Origin of the sequence: Rhizobium leguminosarum bv. viciae (assembly GCF_012276115.1) — a bacterium.
GTDB classification, from domain to species: domain Bacteria; phylum Pseudomonadota; class Alphaproteobacteria; order Rhizobiales; family Rhizobiaceae; genus Rhizobium; species Rhizobium leguminosarum_T.
In genome coordinates this window covers 62,042-85,993 of the sequence record NZ_WIEU01000010.1, presented here as the reverse complement: position 1 = coordinate 85,993, position 23,952 = coordinate 62,042, and the positions used below count along the sequence as shown (strand labels likewise).

At 61.4% G+C, this 23,952-nt stretch carries 18 protein-coding genes and 1 pseudogene; 8 read left to right on the top strand and 11 right to left on the bottom strand.

Going from position 1 to position 23,952, the window contains the following annotated elements:
• Positions 1-12: 12 nt before the first annotated feature.
• The 5 genes from GFM02_RS18655 to GFM02_RS18635 form a co-directional block, all read right to left on the bottom strand.
• A complete protein-coding gene (locus GFM02_RS18655; RefSeq protein ID WP_168272981.1) occupies positions 13-1,200 on the bottom strand; it encodes a Gfo/Idh/MocA family protein in 1,188 nt (395 codons plus the stop codon).
• 195 nt (positions 1,201-1,395) lie between these two features.
• On the bottom strand, positions 1,396-2,451 hold the full coding sequence (locus GFM02_RS18650) for a sugar phosphate isomerase/epimerase family protein (protein WP_168272982.1): 1,056 nt from the start codon (positions 2,449-2,451) through the stop codon (positions 1,396-1,398).
• Positions 2,452-2,701: 250 nt separating this feature from the next.
• Positions 2,702-3,649, bottom strand: a complete 948-nt coding sequence (locus tag GFM02_RS18645) for a substrate-binding domain-containing protein (RefSeq protein ID WP_003543021.1) — start codon at positions 3,647-3,649, stop codon at positions 2,702-2,704.
• An 83-nt stretch (positions 3,650-3,732) separates the two neighbouring features.
• Complete coding sequence (locus GFM02_RS18640) at positions 3,733-4,737, bottom strand: ABC transporter permease (protein ID WP_168272983.1); 1,005 nt, start codon at positions 4,735-4,737, stop codon at positions 3,733-3,735.
• 78 nt (positions 4,738-4,815) lie between these two features.
• Positions 4,816-6,339, bottom strand: coding sequence for a sugar ABC transporter ATP-binding protein (locus tag GFM02_RS18635; protein WP_168322394.1), 1,524 nt, complete (start codon positions 6,337-6,339; stop codon positions 4,816-4,818).
• 168 nt (positions 6,340-6,507) lie between these two features.
• On the opposite strand from GFM02_RS18635, the gene GFM02_RS18630 reads away from it, so the two are divergent.
• Complete coding sequence (locus GFM02_RS18630) at positions 6,508-7,539, top strand: LacI family DNA-binding transcriptional regulator (protein ID WP_072640525.1); 1,032 nt, start codon at positions 6,508-6,510, stop codon at positions 7,537-7,539.
• Between the two features lie 81 nt (positions 7,540-7,620).
• Here the strand turns inward: GFM02_RS18630 and xylA are convergent, their stop codons facing one another.
• From xylA to GFM02_RS18605, 5 genes are all read right to left on the bottom strand, one after another.
• Positions 7,621-8,931, bottom strand: a complete 1,311-nt coding sequence (gene xylA / locus GFM02_RS18625; protein WP_077979444.1) for a xylose isomerase — start codon at positions 8,929-8,931, stop codon at positions 7,621-7,623.
• Between the two features lie 180 nt (positions 8,932-9,111).
• The gene (gene xylB, locus GFM02_RS18620; protein ID WP_168272985.1) at positions 9,112-10,566 is read right to left on the bottom strand and encodes a xylulokinase; all 1,455 of its coding nucleotides are present in this window, start codon (positions 10,564-10,566) and stop codon (positions 9,112-9,114) included.
• Positions 10,567-10,587: 21 nt separating this feature from the next.
• Complete coding sequence (locus GFM02_RS18615) at positions 10,588-11,613, bottom strand: LacI family DNA-binding transcriptional regulator (RefSeq protein WP_168272986.1); 1,026 nt, start codon at positions 11,611-11,613, stop codon at positions 10,588-10,590.
• A 208-nt stretch (positions 11,614-11,821) separates the two neighbouring features.
• Positions 11,822-13,420 (bottom strand): DHA2 family efflux MFS transporter permease subunit, encoded by a 1,599-nt coding sequence (locus GFM02_RS18610; protein ID WP_168322393.1) that lies wholly within the window; start codon positions 13,418-13,420, stop codon positions 11,822-11,824.
• 27 nt (positions 13,421-13,447) lie between these two features.
• Complete coding sequence (locus GFM02_RS18605) at positions 13,448-14,659, bottom strand: HlyD family secretion protein (RefSeq protein ID WP_168272988.1); 1,212 nt, start codon at positions 14,657-14,659, stop codon at positions 13,448-13,450.
• A gap of 151 nt (positions 14,660-14,810) precedes the next feature.
• Here GFM02_RS18605 and GFM02_RS18600 point away from each other — a divergent pair, with 151 nt between their 5' ends.
• The 5 genes from GFM02_RS18600 (at position 14,811) to lysS (ending at position 20,686) form a co-directional block, all read left to right on the top strand.
• Positions 14,811-15,503 carry a TetR/AcrR family transcriptional regulator gene (locus tag GFM02_RS18600; RefSeq protein ID WP_168272989.1) on the top strand — a complete coding sequence of 231 codons (693 nt, stop codon included), beginning with the start codon at positions 14,811-14,813 and terminating at the stop codon, positions 15,501-15,503.
• Between the two features lie 147 nt (positions 15,504-15,650).
• Entirely contained in the window at positions 15,651-16,490 is an 840-nt protein-coding gene (locus tag GFM02_RS18595) for an AraC family transcriptional regulator (protein WP_168322392.1), read from the top strand.
• A gap of 218 nt (positions 16,491-16,708) precedes the next feature.
• Positions 16,709-17,458 carry a TerC family protein gene (locus GFM02_RS18590; RefSeq protein ID WP_168322391.1) on the top strand — a complete coding sequence of 250 codons (750 nt, stop codon included), beginning with the start codon at positions 16,709-16,711 and terminating at the stop codon, positions 17,456-17,458.
• A gap of 242 nt (positions 17,459-17,700) precedes the next feature.
• Positions 17,701-19,167, top strand: coding sequence for a glutamate--tRNA ligase (gene gltX, locus GFM02_RS18585; RefSeq protein ID WP_168322390.1), 1,467 nt, complete (start codon positions 17,701-17,703; stop codon positions 19,165-19,167).
• Between the two features lie 22 nt (positions 19,168-19,189).
• The gene (lysS, locus tag GFM02_RS18580; RefSeq protein WP_168322389.1) at positions 19,190-20,686 is read left to right on the top strand and encodes a lysine--tRNA ligase; all 1,497 of its coding nucleotides are present in this window, start codon (positions 19,190-19,192) and stop codon (positions 20,684-20,686) included.
• Between the two features lie 66 nt (positions 20,687-20,752).
• On the opposite strand, the gene GFM02_RS18575 is transcribed toward lysS, so the two are convergent.
• Positions 20,753-21,493 carry a hypothetical protein gene (locus GFM02_RS18575; RefSeq protein ID WP_168322388.1) on the bottom strand — a complete coding sequence of 247 codons (741 nt, stop codon included), beginning with the start codon at positions 21,491-21,493 and terminating at the stop codon, positions 20,753-20,755.
• Positions 21,494-21,672: 179 nt separating this feature from the next.
• Between GFM02_RS18575 and GFM02_RS18570 the strand changes: the two are divergent.
• Both GFM02_RS18570 and GFM02_RS18565 read left to right on the top strand, forming a co-directional pair.
• Positions 21,673-22,580, top strand: a pseudogene (locus GFM02_RS18570) (LysR family transcriptional regulator).
• Between the two features lie 115 nt (positions 22,581-22,695).
• Entirely contained in the window at positions 22,696-23,856 is a 1,161-nt protein-coding gene (locus GFM02_RS18565) for an ABC transporter substrate-binding protein (protein WP_026265456.1), read from the top strand.
• Positions 23,857-23,952 lie beyond the last annotated feature (96 nt).

Here is a 23,952-nt window from a genome sequence, read left to right as displayed (position 1 = left end):
CAGATCGGTAATTCAGACCTTGACCCAGGCGCCGTTCTTCTTCGAAGACGCGACGCAGGCTTCGACGAAAGCCACACCCTTCACGCCGTCATCGACCGTCGGGTAGACCACTGCCTTGTCCACGGCCTTGCCCTTCTTGCGGGCGTTGATCGCATGCGCGGCTTCCGTATAGATCGTCGCAAAGGCTTCGAGATAACCTTCCGGATGCCCGGATGGCACGCGCGTGACACGGCCGGCAGCCGCCCCTGAACCGGCGCCACCCCGGGTGATCAGCCGCTTCGGCTCACCGAAAGGCGTGTACCACAAGTAGTTCGGGTCCTTCTGGGTCCATTCCAGCCCGCCCTTGGTGCCGTAGACGCGGACCATCAGGCCATTTTCATGACCGGGCGCCACCTGGCTGCACCAGAGCATGCCCTTGGCCGGCTTCTCCGAACCCTTCGCCTTGAAGCGCAGCATGACATGGGCGTTGTCGTCCAGCCGGCGGCCCGGAACGAAACTGTCGAGATCGGCGGCGAGGCTGTCGAGCTCCAGGCCGGTGATGAAGGCGGCGAGATTATAAGCATGCGTGCCGATATCGCCGGTCGAGCCGCCGACGCCGGACTGTGCCGGATCGGTGCGCCAGGCGGCCTGCTTCTGGCCGGTTTGCTCGACCGCTTCCGTGAGCCAGTCCTGCGGATATTCGGCCTGGACGACGCGGATATCGCCGAGTTCGCCGTTCGCGATCATCTCGCGCGCCTGGCGGACCATCGGATAGCCGGTGTAATTATGCGTCAGCACGAACAGCGCGCCGCTCTCGTCGGCGATCTTCTTCAGCTTCTTCGCATCGGCAAGGTTTGACGTCAGCGGCTTGTCGCAGATGACATGGATGCCGCGCTTCAGGAATTCCTTGGCTGCATCGTAGTGAACATGGTTCGGCGTGACGATCGCCACCGCCTCGATGCCGTTCTTCAGCTTCGCCTCGCGGATTGCCATCTCGCGATAACTGGAATAGGTCCGCGACGGATCGAGGCCGAGGTCGCGGCCGGATGCGATCGCCTTTTCGGGCGAAGCCGACAGCGCGCCGGCGATGAGATCGTACTGATCGTCGATGCGTGCCGCGATACGATGCACCGCGCCGATAAACGCGCCCGCGCCGCCGCCCACCATGCCGAGCCGGATGCGTGGCTCGCGGGTCTGTTCGGATGATGCTTCGATTACCATTCTGTCCTCCTGGAATTTAAACTTGGTGCGGATATGACCCCTTGCATCCGGCTGCCGCCACCCTCTCCCCGCTCGCGGGGAGAAGGGGTATGCCGCGGCGTCTTTTCCGCTCTCGACGTTTGGTCGGGCAAGTCCCCTCGCCCCGTTTACGGGGAGAGGGTTAGGATGAGGGGCAACCAACCAATATGCACTGATTTAGGAAAGCCCCAGCATCCGCCGGTTGGCCGCCTGGTCCGTGCCGCTGCCGGCAAAATCATCGAAGGCTTTCTCGGTGACGCGGATGATATGCGCGGCGACGAATTCGGCGCCTTCGCGGGCGCCGTCTTCCGGATGCTTCAGCGCGCATTCCCATTCGACCACGGCCCAGCCGTCGAAATTATTCGCCGTCATCTTCGAAAACACCGCGCCGAAATCGACCTGGCCGTCGCCGAGAGAACGGAACCGGCCCGCCCGTTCGACCCAGCCCTGATAGCCGCCGTAGACGCCCTGGCGCCCGGTCGGATTGAACTCCGCATCCTTGACGTGGAACATCTTGATGCGGTCCTTGTAGATGTCGATGTTGTCGAGATAATCGAGGCACTGCAGGACGTAGTGCGAGGGATCGTAGAGCATGTTGGCGCGCGGATGGTTCTTCACCCGCTCGAGGAACATCTCGAAGGTGATGCCGTCATGCAGGTCCTCGCCCGGGTGGATCTCGTAGCAGACGTCGATACCATTCTCGTCCGCATGGTTAAGGATCGGCGCCCAGCGACGGGCGAGTTCGTCGAAGGCAGTCTCGACCAGACCGGCAGGACGCTGCGGCCAGGGATAGATGAAGGGCCAGGCAAGCGCGCCGGAGAAGGTCGCATGCGCCTTGAGCCCGAGGTTTTTGGATGCCGTCAGCGCCATCTTGACCTGCTCGACCGCCCATTCCTGACGCGCTTTCGGATTGCCGCGTACCTCCGGTGCCGCGAACCCGTCGAAGGCTTCGTCATAGGCCGGGTGAACGGCGACGAGCTGGCCCTGTAGGTGAGTAGAGAGTTCGGTGATCTCGATGCCGTTTTCGCGAGCCTTGCCGGCGAATTCGTCGCAATAATCCTTGGACGTGGCAGCCTTCTTGAGATCGATCAGCTGACTGGCCCAAGTCGGCACCTGGACGCCCTTGTAGCCGATGTCGGCCGCCCATTTGGTAATCGCGTCCCACGAGTTGAAAGGAGCAGTATCGCCCGCGAACTGGCCAAGGAAAAGGCCGGGGCCTTTGATCGTCTTCATGTCAGATTCCTCCCTGAATATCGACCGTAAACGTTTCTGAAGTGTTGTAGCACGCTATTTGGCGGGAGCAAGGCGCCTCCTCGCCCTTGCGTCGAATTTGGCGCGAGGCCAAATGCGATATGGCTGCGAGCTAATCATGATGGCCTTTGGCGGGCAAGAGGTACGTGCAGCATTTTCGGCTAGCCGCTGTAGTGGAAGCATAAAAAATGCGCCCATCCTTTCGAATGGGCGCTTGCCTGCAGTCGATGGATCAGAACGGCGAATCCGGGAAATAGAAGTCCTTGGCATTCTCCTTGGTGACGAGCGTCGCATCGAGAATGTAGCTGCCATGAACCGGAACCTGATCGTAGAGGGCCGCCGCCGTCAGCTCCATTGCCGTGCCGACCATTGCCGGCGGATAGAGAACGTCGACCGGGATCAGCTTGTCGCCGTCCATGACCTTCTTGACCATGTCCTTGGAGCCGGCGCCGGCGACGACATACTTGATATCGGTGCGCTTGGCCTGCTCGATCGCCTGCAGAACGCCGACGGCCATGTCGTCATCCTGGCACCATACGACGTCGATCTTCTGGTACTTGGTCAGGTAGTCCTGCATGACCTTGAAGGCATCGTCGCGGTTCCAGTTGCCGTACTGGCGGTCGAGAACCTTGACGTTCGATCCGGCGATACCCTTGTCGAAGCCGTCCTGGCGCTGCTGATCGATCGGGATCGGCAGACCGCGGATGATGACCACTTCGGCGTCCGGCGTCGTGTCCTTGATGTACTTGCCGGCGACTTCGCCGAGAGCCGGGTTGTTGCCGGCGACATAGAGGTCGCGCACGGAATTGTCGTTGTTGCTCGGCGCGCGGTCGACGAGGGCGACGAACTTGCCTTTGGCCTTGACTTCCTTGATGGCGTTGACGAGCGGATCCGGGTCCGACGGCAGGATGACGAGGGCGTCGATGCCTTGCGTATCGAGATCCTGCACGGCGTTGGCCTGGCTGGCGGCGTCCGGCGAGGTCTTGACGATGACGTTGAGACCGGGATGTTCGGCCATCAGCAGCTTGGCGACGCGTTCGGCATGGAACACGACGCCCGACGTCCAACCGTGGTCGGCGGCCGGAATGGATACGCCGATCGTGAATTTCTTGTCCTGGGCGTGAGCGGCGCCGGCGAACGTCACCGCCGCAACCGCCAGGCCCAACATCAATTTACGCATGCTATTTCCTCCCAATAAGGTCAGGGACTTTTCCATACGGGACCGGACGCCCTGTAAGTCCGGTCAATTCATGATTCGGAAATTCAAGCTTTGCGCACCAGCGAGCGCTGGACGAACATGGCGATGATGATGATTGCACCCTGGATGGCGCCGATCAGATACTCGCTGATGAAATTCGAAAGCAGCATGATGTTGCCGACCAGTTCGAGAATGAAGGCGCCGCAGATCGTGCCCCAGACCCTGCCCGCGCCGCCCTTCAGCGCCGTGCCGCCGACGACGACGGCGGTGATCGCCTGCAGTTCCCACAGGATACCTGTCGTCGCCGAGGTCGAGCCAAGACGGGGAACGTAGAGCAGCACGGCAATGGCGACGCACAATCCCTGGATGACGAAGGCAATCGTCCGCACACGGTTGACCGCGATGCCCGAATAGCGGGCGACATCGCTGTTTGATCCGACCGCGACGACGTGGCGCCCGTAACGGGTGCGGTAGAGGATGAAGGCAGCAACCGCCGTCACCGCCAGGATCACCACGATCGGCACCGGCACACCGGCGATATTGCCGAAATAAGCAGGGCGATAGAGCGTCTGGATATCGGCGGAGCGAAGTGTGATCGCGCCCCCCTGCGACAGCCATGTCGTCAGGCCGCGATAGATACCCATCGTACCGAGCGTCGCGATGAAGGGCTCGATCCTGCCGACTGTCGTGATCAGGCCGTTCGCCAGGCCGCAGAGTGCGCCGGCAACCATGGTGAAGACGACCGCGACCACCAGCATCAAAGCCGGGTTTTCGATGGCGCCCGAATTCATCAGCAGGATCATCAAGCTGGCGACGAAGGCCACCATCGAACCCACCGAAAGGTCGAGGTCGCCCGCTGATATCACGAAGGTCGCACCGACCGCGATGATGGCGATGAATGCGCTGCGCGTCGCGACATTGGCAAGGTTGGTGATGCCGATGAAATTAGGGTTGACTAAAGCTCCGACGATCAGCAGCAGCGCCAGGGCGACGAAGGGCGCGACCGCACGCAGGTCGACATCCCGCCAGGATCGGCGCCGGATTTCCCTGGTCTCCTCGTTGACACTCATTTCCAAAACCAACCTCCCGTCCCATATTTTCTGGGAATCTTATCTGTCGCCCTGATCGGTAAAGCCCTGCTTCAGCCTTCAGGCAGCCTTCTTCTTGAGCCCGGCGGCGTAACGCATGATCTCCTGCTCGGAAATCTCCTCACCCTCGAGCACGCCGACGATACGCCCTTCGCGCATCACAGCCACTCTGGTGCAGAGGCCGATGACCTCCGGCATCTCCGACGACACGACGATGATCGACCGGCCGTCCCGGGCGAGCGCCGAGATGAAATGATAGATCTGCTGTTTGGTGCCGACATCGATGCCGCGCGTCGGCTCGTCGATGATGATGATCTGAGGCTCGGTCTCCATGACCTTGGCGAGCAGCAGCTTCTGCTGGTTCCCTCCCGACATCCGGCCGGCGACGATATTGCCATCGCGAACCCTGATATCGAAGCGGCGCTTGGCCTTGGCCATTGCGGCCGCCTCGCTGCCCGGGCTGAGATAGCCGTGACGAGCGTGCCTTCCGAGCGATTGCAGTGTCAGATTGGTCACCATGCCGGAGCGCAGCAAGAGGCCTTTCGACTTGCGGTCCTTGGTCATATAGGCGAGCCCACAGCGGTTGGCGGCATGGACGTCGCCGGAGGGAACTGTTTCACCCTTGATGACCACCTCGCCCTCGAGACGGGTCCGCAACCCGGCGATTGCTTCCATCAGCTCGGTGCGGCCGGAGCCGATCATGCCTGAAAAACCGATGATCTCGCCCTTGCGCACCTCGAAGCTCGCGTCCTTCACATAGCCCGTGGACAACGACGCGACCCTGAGGACAATCTCCTCGTCGATATCAGGCTCGACCTTGGCGGGATAGAGGCTGGAGAGTTCGCGGCCGACCATCAGCTGCGCAATCGATTCGCCGTCCAGAACGGATGTCGGCGAAGTTTTGATCCATTGGCCATCGCGAAGGACGGTGACCCGGTCGGTCAACTCCATCACTTCGTCGAGTTTGTGGGACACGAAGACGAAGCTGGTACCCTGGTCGCGAAGCTTGCGAACCTGCTTGAACAGCATGTTGGTCTCTTCACTCGACAGCACTGCGGTCGGTTCGTCCATGAACACCACTCGCGCATCGCGGCTGATTGCCTTGGCGATTTCGACCATCTGCTTGTCGGCGATGGAAAGCGTGCTGATCAGCGCATTCTCATCGACATGCGAACCGAGCACATCGAGAACCTTGCGTGTCTCCGACCGCATATATTTGCGATCGAGCACGCCGAAACGCGTGACTTCGCGCCCGAGAAAGAGGCTCTCCGTCACGGTCAGATGTTCGGCGAGGTTGAATTCCTGGTGAATGATGACGATGCCGAGCGCCTCGGCGGCGCCATTGGGCGGCAGCACGACCGGCTTGCCGTCGAGCAGGATCTCGCCGGAGCTCGGCTGTTCGAACCCGGACAAAACTTTGACAAGCGTGGATTTGCCGGCGCCATTTTCACCCATGAGCGCATGGATTTCGCCGGCGCGGAGATCGAAGTTCACGCTGAAGAGAACCTGCACTCCACTGAAGGATTTGCATATGCGCCTGGCGGACAGCACCACGGGTGCGGTGTCGGCAGCTTCCACAGTCATCCGGTCCTCCCAAAACGGCATCCCATCCGCTCTGGAGGCCTATGTAAACCTTTACATACATCGTGTAAAGGTTTACATCGTTGATTTACACAGATCAGTTGAAGCCTGCCTTTGACCTCTCGACAAGTCTGTGTAGTGTCGCGGCGAAGAAGCCTAAGGCAGAGCCAAGTGTCGAATTCCACGCCCGCAACCATCGAAGACGTCGCCCGGATCGCCGAGGTCTCTATCGCGACGGTTTCCCGGGCAATCCACATGCCGGAGAAGGTCGCCAACTCCACCCGCCTCAAGGTCAACCAGGCGATCGCCATCACCGGCTATACGACCAATGCCATGGCGCGCAGCCTGAGGCTTGGCCGCTCCAACATGATCCTCGTCGTGGCGCCCGATATCGGCGATCCCAATTTCTCCAACATTCTGGTCGGGCTGGAAAACGAAGCGCGCGCGCACGGCTACGGCATCCTGATCGGCCACACGCAGAACGATGCGCAGCGCGGCCTGGAATATCTGAAATTCTTCAATTCCAACCAGGCGGCCGGATTGATCCTGTTCACCGGCATCTTGCCCTTCGGGCATCAGACCATGACAGCGCGGCTGCCGCCGAGCGTCGGCGTTTTCGAGCCCGTCTTTAACGGCGGCATTCCCTATGTCGGCGTCGATGATACCGAGGGCGCTCGCAAAGCGGTGGATCTGCTGCTGGCCGAAGGGCATCGCAAGATCGCCTTCATCGGCGATTCGCGCACCCGGCTTGCCTATACCAGGCGCCGCATGGGTTACGACGCCGGTCTCGACGCCGCCGGCATCCCGCCCGACACCAGGATCGTGCTCGAAGGCGACGGTACGATCGAAAGCGGGCGGCATGCGGTCGAACAGCTTTTCATGCGCGACACGCTTCCAACCGCCTTCATGTGCGTGAACGACCAGACGGCGATCGGCGTCATGGTCGGGCTCGGCGCGCGAGGCTACGATATTCCGCGGGATTTCTCGGTGACTGGTTTCGACGATGTGCCGCAAGCCGTCTTCATATCGCCGCCGCTGACCACGATTCGCCAGCCGAGAACGGCAATCGGCAAGCAGGCGATGGCACTGCTGCTGGAACTCCTGTCCGATGGCCGGCCGACCGAAACGGAAATCCTGCTGAGGCCGGATCTGGTGGTTCGAAACTCCGTCTCGGCGCCATCGCGCAACTGGTTGAAACGATAAGCCGATATAGGCTGAAAGCTTCCGGCCAGCGCGCGGCCAGATAGGGTTGCGCCGGCGGTCGATGACCGCCGGCACGCTTTATCAGACGTAACGGTTGACGATGTTCTCCAGCAGTTCCTGCTTGCCGGATCTCGGCTGCGGGTTGACGTCATGGCTCTCGACATAGTGGGTGATCTCATCCAGCGAATACTCGCCGCGGAAGAGCTTCTGCGCCTCGGCAGATTCCCAGCCGGCATAACGATCGGCGAGCGGCTGCGACAGAGCCTTGTCCTCGATCATCTTGGCGGCGGCCTTCAGGCCGCGGGCGCAGCAATCCATGCCGCCGATATGGCCGATCAGCAGATCCGCCGGGTCGAGAGACTGGCGGCGAAGTTTCGAATCGAAGTTGGTGCCGCCGGTCTTGAAGCCGCCGCCAGCCAGAACATGGTAATAGGCGAGTGCCATTTCGGGAACATTGTTCGGGAACTGGTCGGTATCCCAGCCGGACTGGTAGTCATTGCGGTTCATGTCGATCGAGCCGAAGATGCCGAGAGCATTGGCAAGCGCCAGCTCGTGCTCGAAGGAGTGGCCGGCAAGGATCGCGTGGCCCTGCTCGATATTGAGCTTCACCTCGTTTTCAAGGCCGTGCTTCTTGAGGAAGCCATAGACGGTCGCGACGTCGTAGTCGTACTGATGCTTGGTCGGCTCCTGCGGCTTCGGCTCGATCAGGATCGTGCCCTTGTAACCGATCTTGTGCTTGTATTCGACGACGAGGTTGAGGAAGCGTCCGAGCTGGTCGAGCTCGCGGCCGATATCGGTGTTGAGCAGCGTCTCGTAACCTTCGCGCCCGCCCCAGAGCACGTAGTTTTCGCCGCCGAGCTTCTGCGTGGCGTCGATGCAGGTCTTTACCGTCGCGGCTGCAAAAGCGAAGACGTCAGGATCCGGATTGGTCGCAGCGCCCGACATATAGCGGCGGTGGGAGAAGAGGTTCGCAGTGCCCCAGAGCAGCTTGGTGCCGGTTGCGGCCTGCTTCTCCGCGAAATAATCGACGATCTCGTTGAGGTTTTTAGTGTTCTCGGCGAAAGTCTTGCCTTCCGGACGCACATCGGCGTCATGGAAGCAGTAGTAGGGCGAGCCGAGCAGCGAGAAGAATTCGAAGGCGACGTCGGCCTTGAGCTTGGCGGCCTTCATTGTGTCCTCGAACCAGGGACGCAGGAAGGTCTGCCCGCCGAAGGGATCGCCGCCCGGCCAGGTGAAGGTGTGCCAGTAGGCCACAGCAAAGCGCAGATGGTCTTCCATGCGCTTGCCCATGACGATCTCGTCCGGCTGGTAATAGCGGAAGGCCAGCGGATTGGTGCTGTCCGGGCCTTCGTATTTCACTTTCTGGATATCGCCGAAAAATCCGGTGCTCATGTTAGGTCTCCTTGGGTTCGTAATTCAGTCTTATCGTTCGTGCCGTGCAGCCCCCTCATCCGACCCTTCGGGCCACCTTCTCCCCCAGGGGAGAAGGGGAATGAGGCGCCGCTGCGAACCTCTTCTCCCCAGCGGGGAGAAGGTGCCGGCAGACGGATGAGGGGCCGCTGGCTCCAGTTCTCAACGCGCCAGCGACTTGATCGCCGGGTAGAGCGCACGGTAGCGCTTGTAAGCATCCTCATAAGCGCCGCTCAGTGCGGACACCGGCTCGATCGTGCCCGCCGTCACCGGCGGCGTGCAGACGGCAATCGGATCCGCGCCCGTTGCAGCGATCAGGCCGAGACGGGCAGCGCCGAAGGCCGCGCCAAAATCGCCGTCGGCCGGCAGGTCGACCGGAACGCCGAGCGCGGTCGCGATCGACGCCAACCAGTAACGCGAGCGCGAACCGCCGCCGATTGCCGTGACGCGGGATATGCCGGTGCCGGCCGAACGCAGCGCTTCGAGATTGTCGCGGATGGCGAAGGCGACGCCTTCGAGCACCGCCTGGGTCAGAACGACACGGCTGCTTTCATGTTCAAGGCCGATGAAGGCGCCGCGGATGACGGCATCATTGTGCGGCGTGCGCTCGCCGGAGAGATAGGGCAGGAAGGTGACGCCGGTGGGCGCCTTCAGCGTCTCGCCGAGTTCGCCGGTGAGGTCGGCGGCCGACTTTCCGGTAACACCGGAATGCCAGTTGAGAGCATCGGTGGCCGATAGGATGACGCCCATCTGGTGCCAGGTGTTCGGCAGCGCGTGGCAGAAGGCATGCACGGCGCTTTCCGGCTTCGGCAAATAGGAACCGTTGGCGGCAAAAAGCACGCCTGATGTGCCGAGCGAGACGAAGGCGGCGCCATCGCTGACCGTACCCATGCCGCAGGCCGAGGCCGCATTGTCGCCGGCACCGCCGGCAATGACGACATCCCCTGATATACCCCATTGCGCCGCCAGTTCGGACCGCAGCTTGCCGGCCTGCTCGGTGCCTTCGACGAGCGTCGGCATCTGCGCCTCGGAAAGGTTGGTGGCGGCCAGCAGTTCAGACGACCAGGCGCGCTTGCCGGTGTCGAGCCAGGAGGTGCCGGCCGAATCCGACATCTCCGAGATATAGTCGCCGGTCAGCCAGAGACGCAGATAATCCTTCGGCAGGAGCACCTTGGCGATCTTGGCGAAGACATCGGGCTCATGCTTCTCGATCCAGGCGAGCTTCGGCGCCGTAAAGCCGGGGAAGACGATGTTGCCGGTGAGCGCGCGAAAGCGCGGATCGGCATCAAGTGCCGCGGCCTCGACATAGCTGCGCGTATCGTTCCAGAGGATGCAGGGGCGCAGGACCTTGTCGGTGGCATCGATGAGCGTTGCGCCATGCATCTGCCCGGAAAGGCCGATGCCCTTGACCGCCGCCAACTCCTTCGGATGTTTTGCCTTGAGACCGGCGACAGCCTCCTCCGTGGCGCGCACCCAGTGGGCCGGCTCCTGCTCCGACCAGCCGGAATGCGGACGCGACACGTCGAGCGAACCGTTGGCCGAGCCGACGATCTTCTGATCACCGTCGATCAGCATCGCCTTGACGCCGGAGGTTCCGAGATCGAGACCCAGATACATGTGGTATTTCTCCCTTTGCCGTTACGGCAGATTGTCTTTCAGGAATATGTCGAGGCGGATGCGCTCCTGCGCTTCGATGACGGCAAGCCCGTCCGCCTTGGCTTTCAGCACGCGGATCGCGCTGCGCACCTCATGGCCGGCATCCTGGTTGAGGATCGCATCGATCGTGTTGTCGATCAGTGCTGCGCGCGTATGAGCGGTCAGTTCGTGGGCAACCACGGTCAGCACGCGGTCGACGGCCTTCTCCTTCAACGCCCGGATCAGGCCGCGGTTGCCGGCGCCGAGGCTGTAGACGCCGATGATCCCGGCATTCCTCGAAAGCGCGTCGGCAACGAGCATATGGGCGACCTCCGGGTCGTCGCGGCCTTCAAGAACCGGCAGGATCGCAAGATCGGGAAATTCATCAGCCATGACAGCGGTGAAGCCCTCCAGCCGCTCGCGATGGTCGCGCACCAGCATGGAGCCGGCGAGCACGGCTATTTCGCCCTTCCGCGGCCCGAGGAATCGTCCGAGCAGCCGGGCGGCTGTGCGGCCGGCGGCGATATTGTCGACGCCGGCATAGTGATGGCGCAGCGACCCCGTGAGATCGGAAACCAGCGTGACGATAGGAAAGCGCTCGCGCACCAGCCTGTCGACGGCGGCGCGCACGTCAGGCGCATCGGTCGCAACCAGCGCGATGCCGCAGGGCTTGTCGCGGGAAAGCTCTTCGAGCACGGAGACGAGGGCGGCCGGATCGAAGGCCGGCACTTCGATGGTGCGGATATCGGTGCGCTCCGCCGACGATCGGAGGACTGCCTGGCGGATCTCGGCATTGAGCCCGTGCATGAAGGAATTGTCGCTGGCCGGGAGGATGAAGACCAGCGGATAGGTGCGCCCCTTGGCAAGATTGGCGGCAGCCACATCTCTGACATAACCGAGCTCGCGGATCGCGGTCTCGACCTTTTCCCGCGTAACGTGGCGCACACCGGGACGCTGGTTGAGAACCCGGTCGACAGTCGCCAGACTGACACCGGCCGCGGCGGCGATATCGTGAACGGTTGGCCTCATCATTCCTCCTGACGAGACCATTAGCGCCAATTTTGATGTACGTAAATCAAAAAATCCAGCGAGCCGATTCTCGCGTCATTTTCCCGGCATTGCCTATCCGATTCGGACTGATCCAGCCGACGATCATCCGCCTGATGACACAGCGGCCGGAAAACAGCAACAAAAAGGCCCTCCGGAGAGGGCCTTTTCAGGGGCGGCAGGCCGGAGGTCAGTGGCCGCCACCGCCTCCCCCGCCTTGCGGCGCGGGTTTCTTGATCATGGCGACACCGAGGATCATGGCAAGGAAGAGTGCGGTCAGGATCAGGAAGACATCGCTGAAGGAAAGGATGATCGCTTGTTTGGTGGCAAGACCGACCATCTGCTTGATCGCAACCGAGGCGCCATCCATGCCGTAGGTGTTGAAATTGGCGGCCATGTTGTTCATCTGGTCGATCGCCGCCGGATTGCCCCAGTCCATATTCTCCCGCAGCCGCTCGTAATGCACGTCCTGCCGGTTGGTGAGCACGGTGTTGATGACGGCAAGGCCAACGGCGCCGCCGAGGTTTCTGGTCAGGTTGAACAGACCGGAAGCACCGCGGATGCGCGAGGGCGGCATCGTGCCGAGTGCGATGTTGTTGATCGGCACCATGCACATCATTAGCCCGAAGCCGCGCAGGATCTGCGGGATGAAGAGTTCGTAGAAATCCCAATCCGCCGTCAGATGCATCATGATGAAGGTGCCGGCCGCGAAGCTGACGAAGCCGATCACCATCATCAGACGCAGATCCATCTTGGTCGACAGCCGGCCTGCGATTGGCGCGGTGAAGAACATCGCAAGCCCGGAGACGAACATCGTCTCGCCGATCATCAGTGAATCATAGCCGCGGATGCGCCCGAGATAGACCGGGTAGATATAGGTGAGGCCATAGAGGCCGATACCCATGACGAAGGAAAACACCGAACCGAAGGAGAAATTCCGGTTCGCAAAGGCCTTGAGGTCGACGACCGGGAAATCCACCGTGAAGGCGCGATAAAAGAAGACGATGGCTGCAGCGCCGGAAGCGACGGCCGCTATGGTGATGTAGCTGTCGTTGAACCAGTCGTTGGAATTGCCCTCTTCGAGCACATATTCAAGCCCGCCGAGGAAGACGCCCATCGAGATCAGCCCCCACCAGTCGAACTTCTTGAAGAGCGACAGTTCCGGCTTGTCGAAATCGATGAAGTTCCAGGTGACGATCGTGACGATGATGCCGGGCACGATGTTGACGAGGAACAGCCAGTGCCAGGAAAAGGCATGGCTGAGATAACCGCCGACGGTTGGGCCGATGGTCGGCGCCAGCGTCGCAATCAAGCCGATGATCGGCGAGACGATGCTGCGCTTCGACGGCGGGAAGATGGTGAAGGCGGCCGCGAAGACCGACGGGATCATGCCGCCGCCGATGAAGCCCTGGATGACCCGGTAGACGATCATCTGGTCGATATTGGTCGCGGTCGCGGCAAGTGCGCTCGCCATGGTGAAGCCGGCGGCCGAGATCGCGAAAAGATAACGCGTCGAGATGATGCGCGCCAGCGTGCCCGAAAGCGGGATCATGATCACTTCGGCGATCAGATAGGACGTCTGCACCCAGCCGATCTCGTCGCTGCCGGCCGAAAGGCCGGCCTGGATCTCCGCAAGCGAGGCCGAGACGATTTGGATGTCGAGGATCGACATGAACATCCCGAGCACCATCGCGAAGAAGGCGATGAGCTTCTTCGGATCCATGCGCTCGTCGGCATGGGCGGGTGCCGCAGGCATCGTCCCCGCCGTTGCTGTCGCGCTGCCGGCCATCAGATCACCTCTGCCTTTCCTGAAGGCTTACTTGCTCGGCGCCGTGCGGGTGTCGACGTCGACGACGACGCTCAGGCCCGCGCGTAGACGGCCGCTGTCGAGCGCATCCTGCGGCAGCGCGATGCGCACCGGCACGCGCTGGATCACCTTGGTGAAGTTGCCGGTGGCGTTTTCCGGCGGCAGCAGCGAAAAGACCGAGCCGGAAGCCGGCGAGATCGATGCGACGGTGCCGACGATCGGATGATCGCTATAGGCATCGACCTGGACGTTGACCTTTGAGCCCGGCACCAGATGCTGGATCTGCGTTTCCTTGAAATTGGCGTCGATATAGAGCTGGCGCACCGGAACGAGCGCCATCAGGCGCTGGCCGGGAGAGACGAGATCGCCTTCCTGGACGGAGCGGTTGCCGACAATGCCGTCATAAGGCGCCTTGAGCACGGTGAAGGAAAGGTCACGGACGGCCTTGTCGCGCGAGATCTCAAGCGAACGGACCGAGCCTTCGGCTTCCTTGCGCTGGGCCTGGAGGATGGTGATGTTGGCCTGTGCGGCGGTGATGTTGGCGTCGCCGCCGGCAAGATTGGCCTTGGCCTGGTCGAGGGCGATATTGGCGTTGTCGAGATCGGCGGCGGTGCCGACCGACTTCGCCTGAAGGTCGCTCTGGCGCTTCTGGGTGATCTCGGCACCGCGAACGGCCGCTTCGAGTGCCACCTTCTGCGCCTGCGCCTGCACGAGGCTCGCATTCGCGCCTTCGATCTGCGCGTCGATACGCTGCAGCGAAAGCTTTTCGGTGACGATCTGGGCCTGGGCCAAGTCGAGGGCGTTCTGATAGTCGCCGTTATCTAGCGTGGCAAGCACGTCGCCCGCTTTGACTTCCTGGTTGGCGACAACGTTCACCTTCGCGACGTAGCCCGTGACCTTCGGCGAAATCGTTGCGATATCGCCTTCGATATAGGCGTCGTCGGTCGACACCATGAAGCGGCCGTTCGTCCACCATTCGTAACCATACCAGCCGCCGCCTGCGAGAAGGGCGAGCACGACGATCGGCAGCACAAGGCTGCGGCGCTTCTTTGCAGCCGCGGGTGCGGCGACCGAAGCCGGCGCCGACTGCGCGGGAGCTGAAGGAATTTCGCGGGCTTCCGCCGTCGGAGCTTCTACGGCCGCGACCTCGGCCTTTACCTCTTCGGTCTCGGCGTTTTCGCTGACGATACGCGCGACGTTGCTCTTCTGGTTGCTCGACATGGCTACTTTACCGATCTGGAGTAAATAATCGAACTGAACGGTTCGGTTCAGTTGACTTAAACCTGTTTTATCGTCATATCAAGATGTATAGAACCAATCGGTTCGATTTCTTTTAAAGAACATGCGAAACAGTCAACACGGTTAAGAGGACATGACGCTGACACCAGACCACGCCGCCGTATTCAGTCCTCCCGCTGCCGGAGGCCGATTTGCCGCAGGCGAAGATCCGGCCAAGCGCCAACAGATCCTCGCCGGCGCCAAGCGCGTCTTCATGAAGATGGGGTTCGACGCCGCCAGCATGAACGACGTGACCCGCGAGGCCGGAGTCTCCAAGGGAACGCTTTACGTCTATTTCACCAACAAGGAAGAGCTGTTTTCGGCGATGATCGAGACCGAGCGCGCCGCCTTCGTGGCGGCCGTGCGCACGGCGCTTGCCGAACATGACGATCCCGAAGCCGGCCTGTACGAATTCGGGATAAGCTTCGTTACCCATATGACCGATGAAAAGGTCATCAGCGCGATGCGCACCGTTCTCGGCGTTCGCGACCGCATGCCGGTGCTCTGTCAACGCTTCTTCAAGGGTCCGGAAAATCTGCGCACCATCATGCGCGACTTCCTGGAACGCCACATCGCCGAAGGCAGGTTTGAGATCGACGACATCGATCTCGCCGCCGGCCAGTTCCTCGATCTCGCCAGCGGTAGTTTCTTCAAGCTCCGCCTGTTCGGAAGCATGGAAGAGCCGCCGCCGCGTGACGAAATCGAGCGCGTCATCCGCGGCGCGATCCGGGTCTTCATGGCCGCCTACGGCGCGCGCCGACACGAGACCGTCCAACCGCATCCTTGACCACCGCGCTCCATCGGCCAAAATCCCGCAATAGCGATCAAATCCGGCTGGCGGCCTTCCTCTAAGGAAGAAGCCGCAACCACTGCAAAGTGTTACAGCGTCCTTTGCGCCTCTCAAAAAGAGGCGCGGCACTGTAGGAGAATGAGGATGAGCGCCGTCGGACGGGCGATCTGGTTCATCGAGAGCCATTTCGAAAGAGATATATCGCTGGAAGAGATATCGGAAGCAGCCGGATTGTCGCGCTACCATCTGTCGCGCGTCTTCGGGCTCGTCACCGGTCACTCGATCAGCGCCTATATAAGAGGGCGCCGCCTCAGCCGCGCCGTGCCCACACTGGTCGGCGGCTCATCCACCATTCTCGAGGTTGCGCTTTGCGCCGGCTACGGCTCGCACGAAGCCTTCACCCGTGCCTTCCGCGACCAGTTCGGCATGACGCCGGATGCGGTGCGCAGACAGGGGCACGCCCGTAACCTTGTCTTGCTGGAGCCGATCAGAATGGACCCCGCCCACCTCAACGACCTCGAACCGCCCCGCTTCGAAACCCTTCAACCGATGATGTTTGCCGGCCTGCAGGAGACCTACTCCTATGGCGGCAATGCCGCCATCCCCTCCCTCTGGCAGAAATTCAATGCCCATTTCGGCCATATCTCCGGCCAGAAAGGCAACATCGCCTACGGCATCTGCACCCATATCGATGGTGAAGCAGAGAAATTCCGCTATATGGCCGCGGTCGAAATTTCCGATGCCGGCGATCTGCCGGCGGATTTTGCAACGCTCAAGCTTCCAGGCCAGCGCTACGTCGTCTTTGCCCATCGCGGCCATGTCTCCGGTATTCCGGCGACGATGAACCGGATATTTGGCGCATGGTGGCCAACCTCAGGCCTGGAGCACGGCGAGACACCCGACATGTTCGAACGCTACGACGAGCGCTTCGACCCCTATACCGGCATGGGCGTCACCGAAATCTGGTTGCCGGTCAGAGCATGATGCCGAAAAATGTCAGCGGTTTTCGGACGACATCATGCTCTAACTCTTTAATCTGGAACAGGATTCAAATTTAAGGCCGCCCCGGCCTTAAATCATCCCGTTCAGGGGAATAAAAGTCACATCGGTTTCGTATACCCCCTTGCGGCGCTTGCCTGGCAGGCCGGCGACATTACATAGCGGGCGTCACTACGCATGTGACGCAAAGGGGATATATGCTGATGCAGGAAATCATGACGCTCATTCAGGATCCGGCCGCCTGGGTGGCGCTCATCACGCTGGTGGTGATGGAAGTCGTTCTCGGGATCGACAACCTGATCTTCATTTCCATTCTCACCAACAAACTGCCGCCCGAGCACCGCGAGAAGGCCCGCAAGATCGGCATCGGTCTTGCGCTCGTCATGCGTCTCGTCCTGCTCGGCACCATCGCCTGGATCGTGCAACTGACCGAACCGCTGTTTGAAGCCTTCGGCCACGGCTTCTCCTGGAAGGATCTGATCCTGATTGCCGGCGGTCTGTTCCTCGTCTGGAAGGCCACCAAGGAAATCCATCACACCGTCGATCCGGAAGACCATCAGGAGGATTTCATCGCCAAGTCGACCACGACAGGCTTTGCATCGGCCATTGGCCAGATCCTGCTGCTCGACCTCGTCTTCTCCGTCGACAGCATCATCACCGCCGTCGGCATGACGCCGCATCTGCCGATCATGGTGGTCGCCGTCGTCGTCGCCGTCACCGTCATGCTTGTTGCCGCGACGCCGCTTGCCAACTTCATCGAGCGGAACCCGACGATCGTCATGCTGGCGCTCGCCTTCCTGCTGATGATCGGTACGACGCTGATCGCCGATGGCATGGGCTTCCACGTGCCGAAGGGCTACGTCTACGCCGCCATGGCCTTCTCGGCGCTGGTCGAGGTGCTGAACATGTTCGCGCGCAACGCCCGCAAACGCAAACGCGACGCCGCGCATTGAGGCTTGGACGGGCGGCGCGGCGGAACTGGCGCCCTCCCGGACCGCCATCAGGCCTTTGCAGGCGTGGTTTTTCTTGACGCGCCCGGTTGAATATGGCCTAAGGCCAGCCGAACGGACGATCGGCGGATAGTGCGGGTGCATGCCCTTTTCCGGCCGGTTTGCCGATGAAGCTATCTGCATCCTTCCGACCGAACGTCGCTTTCCCATGAAAGCCGTCCGGCATTCATTGACGGGCACACACAATGACAGTTTCCGGGACAGCCACCGGCGTCCGCGTCCGCATCGCTCCCTCGCCGACCGGCGAGCCGCATGTCGGCACCGCTTACATCGCTCTCTTCAACTACCTTTTCGCCAAGAAGCACGGCGGCGAGTTCATCCTGCGCATCGAGGATACCGATGCGACGCGCTCGACCCCGGAATTCGAAACGAAGGTGTTGGACGCACTGAAATGGTGTGGGCTGGAATGGAAGGAAGGCCCTGATATCGGCGGTCCCTACGGCCCCTATCGCCAGTCCGATCGCAAGCCGATGTACCAGCCCTATGCACAGGAGCTGCTCGACAAGGGCCATGCCTTCCGCTGTTTCTGCACGCCCGCGCGGCTGGAACAGATGCGCGAAACCCAGCGTGCCGCCGGCAAGCCACCGAAATATGACGGCCTCTGCCTGAATCTTGCGGCCGAAGAGGTCACCTCGCGCATGGCTGCCGGCGAGACGACCGTCATCCGTATGAAGATCCCGGCCGAAGGCTCCTGCGACTTTACCGACGGCGTCTATGGCGATGTCAGCATCCCGTGGGATTCCGTCGACATGCAGGTGCTCGTCAAGGCCGACGGCATGCCGACCTATCACATGGCCAACGTCATCGACGACCATCTGATGAAGATCACTCATGTGGCGCGCGGCGAGGAATGGCTGGCTTCGGTGCCGAAGCACATCCTGCTCTATCGCTATTTCGGCTGGGACCAGCCGGTCTTCATGCATCTGTCGCTGATGCGCAATGCCGACAAGTCGAAGCTGTCGAAGCGCAAGAACCCGACCTCGATCTCCTATTACTCCGCGCTTGGCTACATTCCGGAAGCGTTGATGAACTTCCTCGGCCTGTTCTTCGTCCAGATCGCCGAGGGCGAAGAGCTGCTTGATATCGACGCTCTCTCCGAGAAGTTCGATCCGGAGAACCTCTCCAAGGCCGGCGCCATCTTCGACATCCAGAAGCTCGACTGGCTGAACGGCCGCTGGATCCGCGAGAAGCTCTCCGAAGAGGAATTCCAGGCACGTGTGCTGACCTGGGCGATGGAAAACGACCGCCTGAAGGAAGGTCTGCGCCTGTCGCAGACGCGCATTTCCAAGCTCGGCGAACTGCCCGATCTTGCTGGCTTCCTGCTGAAATCCGATCTCGGCCTGCAGCCGTCCGACTTCGCCAAGATCAAGTCGCCGCCGGAAGAGATCCTGGAGATCCTCAACACCGTTCAGCCGGATCTCGAAAAGATCCTGGAATGGAACGTCGAGACGATCGAGGCGGAGCTGCGCGCGATCGCCGACCGCATGGGCAAGAAGCTGAAGATCGTGGTCTCGCCGCTCTTCGTCGCGGTCTCCGGTTCGTCCCGCTCGCTGCCGCTCTTCGATTCCATGGCGATCCTCGGCCGGTCCGTTGTGCGTCAGCGCCTGAAGCTCGCCTCGCAGGCGGTCGCCGCCCTCGTCGGCTCGAAGTAAGAACAGTCAGAGGATTTCGACAGTGGCTGACAACAAGACCGAAAACACCCTTTCCTCCGACGCGACGGAAGTGCGCGCCCAGAAGCTGAAGCTGCTGCGTGAGCAGATCGGCGAGGTCTATCCGGCGCATTTCCACCGCACGATGACCAATGCCGAACTCATCGCGAAATATGAGAACCTGGAACCTGACGTCGAGACGCAGGATGTCGTCACCGTCGCCGGCCGCGTCTACTCGTCGCGCAACTCCGGCATGTTCATGGACATCCACGATGCCGGCGGCAAGATCCAGATTTTCAGTCACAAGGACACGACCCCGGAAGAAGCCCGTGCGCTGCTGCCGATGATCGACATCGGCGACATCATCGGCGTCACCGGCATCGTACGCCGCACCAAGCGTGGCGAGCTGACGATCAACGCGCATACGATCACCATGCTGACGAAGTCGCTGCTGCCGATGCCGGAGAAGTGGCACGGTCTCTCCGACATCGAGCTGCGCTACCGCAAGCGCCATCTCGACATCATGACCAACGAGGATTCGAAGCTCCGCTTCCAGCAGCGCTCGAAGATCCTCTCCGGCATCCGCCGCTTCATGGAAAATGACGGCTTCATGGAAGTCGAGACGCCGATGCTGCAGTCGGTTTATGGCGGCGCCACCGCTGAGCCGTTCAAGACGCATCACAACACGCTGAAGCTCGACATGTACCTGCGCATCGCGCCGGAACTCTTCCTCAAGCGCACGCTGATCTCGGGGCTGACCGACAAGGTCTTCGAGGTCAACCGGAACTTCCGCAACGAAGGCGTCTCCACCCGGCACAATCCCGAATTCACCATGATGGAGTGTTACTGGGCCTATGTCGATTACGAGGACATCATGGACCTCGTCGAGCGGCTGTTCGAAACCTTGGCGCTCTCCATTCACGGCACGACGGAATTCCCCTTCGGCGACAAGACCATGTCCTTCAAGGGGCCGTTCAAGCGCGTGCCGATGCCCGATGCCGTCAAGGAAGCGACCGGCATCGATTTTCTCGCCATCAAGACCGATGAAGAGGCCCGCGCCGCCGCCAAGGCTGCCGGTTTTGCGGTCGAGAAGGATTGGACCTGGGGTGAATGCCTTGCCTTCATCTTCGAGGAAAAGGTCGAATCCACGCTGATCCAGCCGTCGCATGTCACGCATTTCCCGAAGGATATCTCGCCCTTCGCCAAGGAAGTGCCGGGCGAGCCGCGCCTCGTCGAGCGCTTCGAGACCTATTGCAACGCCTGGGAACTCGGCAACGCCTTCTCGGAACTCAACGATCCCCAAGAGCAGCGCCGCCGCATGGTCGAGCAACTCGAACTGGCGCATGCCCGCGGCGAAAAGGAAAAGCAGCTGGACGAGGAATTCCTCGACGCAATCGACCAGGGCATGCCGCCGGCAGGTGGCCTCGGCATCGGCGTCGACCGTCTCATCATGCTGCTGACCAATGCACCGTCGATCCGCGACGTCATCCTCTTCCCGGCCCGCCGCAGCAAAGCCGACTGACCGGAAGACAGGTCGAAAATGCCAAGCGGAGTGCCTCCCGGCGCTCCGCTTTTTCATGCTCGCTGTTCAGTGGGTCTTGGCGGCTTCAGCCGGCGGCTCTTCGACCGGCGCCTCTGCGACCGCATCTGCGCCGTGGCCGCCTGCAGCCGGCGCGGCTTCGCTTTCGGCTGCCGGCGCTGCGCCATGCCCGCCGCCTGCGGCCTTCTTGCCCTTTTCCTCGCTTCTGGTCGAGGCAACCGCGACCGGGTCGACGCAATCCTCGGGATCCTTGAAAGCGGCGCTGATCATGGCGATCTCGTCGGACGGCATCTCTATCCGCTCGCCGAAGAACAGCCCGTTTTCGCTGGCCCTGCCGTCGTAGTAGCGCGCCGTATAGGACTTGTCGTCGAGGCCCGGAACGGACTTGTCAGGATGCGGGATATAGACGACATCGGCGCCGATCGCCCTGCCGCGAATGTCGGCGCGTAACGTTGGGCCGTTTTCATCAAGCACCACCACCTGGACCAGATCCGGCTTCTGCGCGGCATAAACCGCCTGGGCGACACGCAGCGCGGTCTTGACACGCGTCATCCCGTCAGTCGGTTCCGTCTTGATGTATTTGCGCACCCAGACGTGGTCCTGCTTGCGGATCGTCACCAGATTGACGTCGCTGCATTCGAGCCCGTAGCCACCACCAGTTGCACCGATCAGCCTGTCCTTGCCGACATAGACCGCCGCACCGCCGGACACGCCCATGAGAAGAGCGACTCCGCCAATGATGATTGCCAATTTCCGGGAAGGCCGGAATATGCGCAGTAAGGCCTTCACGCCAACTGCTCCGCCATCTGAAACTCCAACGCAGGACAAGTGCTGAGAACGCTAAGGAAATGACGTTTCCGAAAGTTTAAGTGGGCATGCGAAGCCCGCTCCATTTTAAGAAAATACCAAAAAAGGTCCGCTTTTTTCGACCGCTTGCCACGGCCCGTTCCGCCATGCTCTAAAACCCCATGGCCTTCACGCTTCGCCAGGTTCAATATTTTGTCGCCGTCGCCGAACAGGGTTCGGTGACGCGAGCCGCACAGAACCTTTCGATCTCGCAATCCTCGGTGACGGAAGCGCTGAAGGAGCTCGAAACCGACCTCGGCGTCGAGCTCTTCGAGCGCCATCCGCGCGGCCTGACAATCACCCATAACGGACACCAGTTCCTGCGTCATGCGACGAAGATCCTGGCCTCTGTTTCCGATGCGCGGACCAGCTTTTCCGGCCAGCAAAGCGCCCTCTCCGGCACACTGAACATCGGCGTCACCTCGCTTGTCGCCGGCTATGTGCTCTCTGATCTCCTGGCGCGATACCGGCGCGCCTGTCCCGGCATCGAGGTCAGCGCCATCGAGGACAATGGCGGTTACCTCGAACATCTCCTGGTCGGCGGCGAGCTGGATGTCGCCGTGATGGTGATATCAAACCTGCGCGACCGCATGGCGCTGCAGGCGGAAATCCTCGAAACCTCGCCCTATCGACTATGGCTGCCGATGGGCCATCCGCTGGTGTCGGCCGACATCATCTCGGTCGCCGACATCGCCCGCGAACCGCTGATCATGCTGACGGTCACGAAATCGAAGAGAATACCGGCAAGCTGCTCTCAGCGCTCGGCGCCCGCCCGCATGTCGCCTTCCGCACCCGCTCGGTGGAGGCGGTGCGCAGCCTGGTTGCAACAGGCGCCGGCGTAGCCCTGCTTCCCGATCTCGTCTACCGACCATGGTCGCTGGAAGGCGACCGCATCGAGAGCCGCGACGTCTCGGGATCGCTGCCGGTCGTCCAGGTCGGCATGGTCTGGCGCAAGGGCTCCAGCTTGCCGCAGGCGGCGCGCGATTTCGTCGGTATCGCCGAGAGCTTAAGATCCGGGCGTATCCGCTGATATCGGAATTTCCGATATCGCCTTTCTGATAAATGAATTTGCGAAAGCGGCTTTTTCGCGTCACCTTTCATCCGGGAACAAACCGCCACAAAAGTGGCAAACCGGGAGACGGATGATGACGAATCTGTTGAAATCCTGCACGGCAGCGCTCGCCTGCCTGAGCTTCGCGACGCAGGGAATCGCCGCCGAACCGCTGAAGGCCTTGGGCAAGGGCGAAGGTGCGGTCAGCATCGTCGCCTGGGCCGGCTATATCGAACGCGGCGAAACCGACAAGAACTACGACTGGGTCACCGATTTCGAAAAAGAGAGCGGCTGCAAGGTATCCGTCAAGACCGCCGCCACCTCGGATGAAATGGTTTCGCTGATGAACGAGGGCGGCTTCGATCTCGTCACGGCATCGGGCGACGCCTCGCTCCGCCTCATCGCCGGTAAGCGTGTCCAGCCGATCAACACCGATCTGATCCCGAGCTTCAAGACCGTCGACGAGCGCCTGCAGAACGGCCCGTGGTATACGGCCGGCGGCGTGCACTACGGCGTGCCCTATCTCTGGGGGCCGAATGTGCTGATGTATAATACCGATGCCTTCAAGGACAAGGCGCCGACCAGCTGGAACGTCGTCTTCGAGGAGCAGACACTGCCCGACGGCAAGTCGAACAAGGGCCGCGTCCAGGCCTATGACGGCGCGATCTACATCGCCGATGCCGCCATGTATCTGATGGCCCACAAGCCGGATCTTGGCATCAAGGATCCCTACGAACTGACCGAGGACCAGTACAAGGCCGCTCTCGACCTGTTGCGCGGCCAGCGCAAGCTCGTCTCCCGCTACTGGCACGATGCAATGATCCAGATCGACGACTTCAAGAATGAAGGTGTCGTCGCCTCCGGCTCCTGGCCTTTCCAGGTGAACCTGCTGCAGGCCGACAAGCAGAAGATCGCCTCCACCTTCCCGGATGAAGGTGTCACCGGCTGGGCAGACACCACCATGCTGCACGCCGACAGCGAACATCCGAACTGCGCCTATATGTGGATGGAACATTCGCTGAAGGCCAAGGTCCAGGGTGACGCCGCAGCCTGGTTCGGCGCCGTGCCCTCCGTTCCCGCCGCCTGTAAGGGCAACGAACTGATGGGTGATAGCGGCTGCGCCACCAACGGCTTCGATCACTTCGACAAGATCAAGTTCTGGAAGACCCCGGTCGCCAAATGCACAACGCAGAGCGAATGCGTGCCCTATCATCGCTGGGTGTCGGATTATATCGGCGTGATCGGCGGACGGTAATTTACGTCCTCACTGAGATGACCGTTGTAGCGTGAGACCCCTCCCCAACCCCTCCCCACAAGGGGGAGGGGCTCCGAGTGGCACCGCCGAATTCCT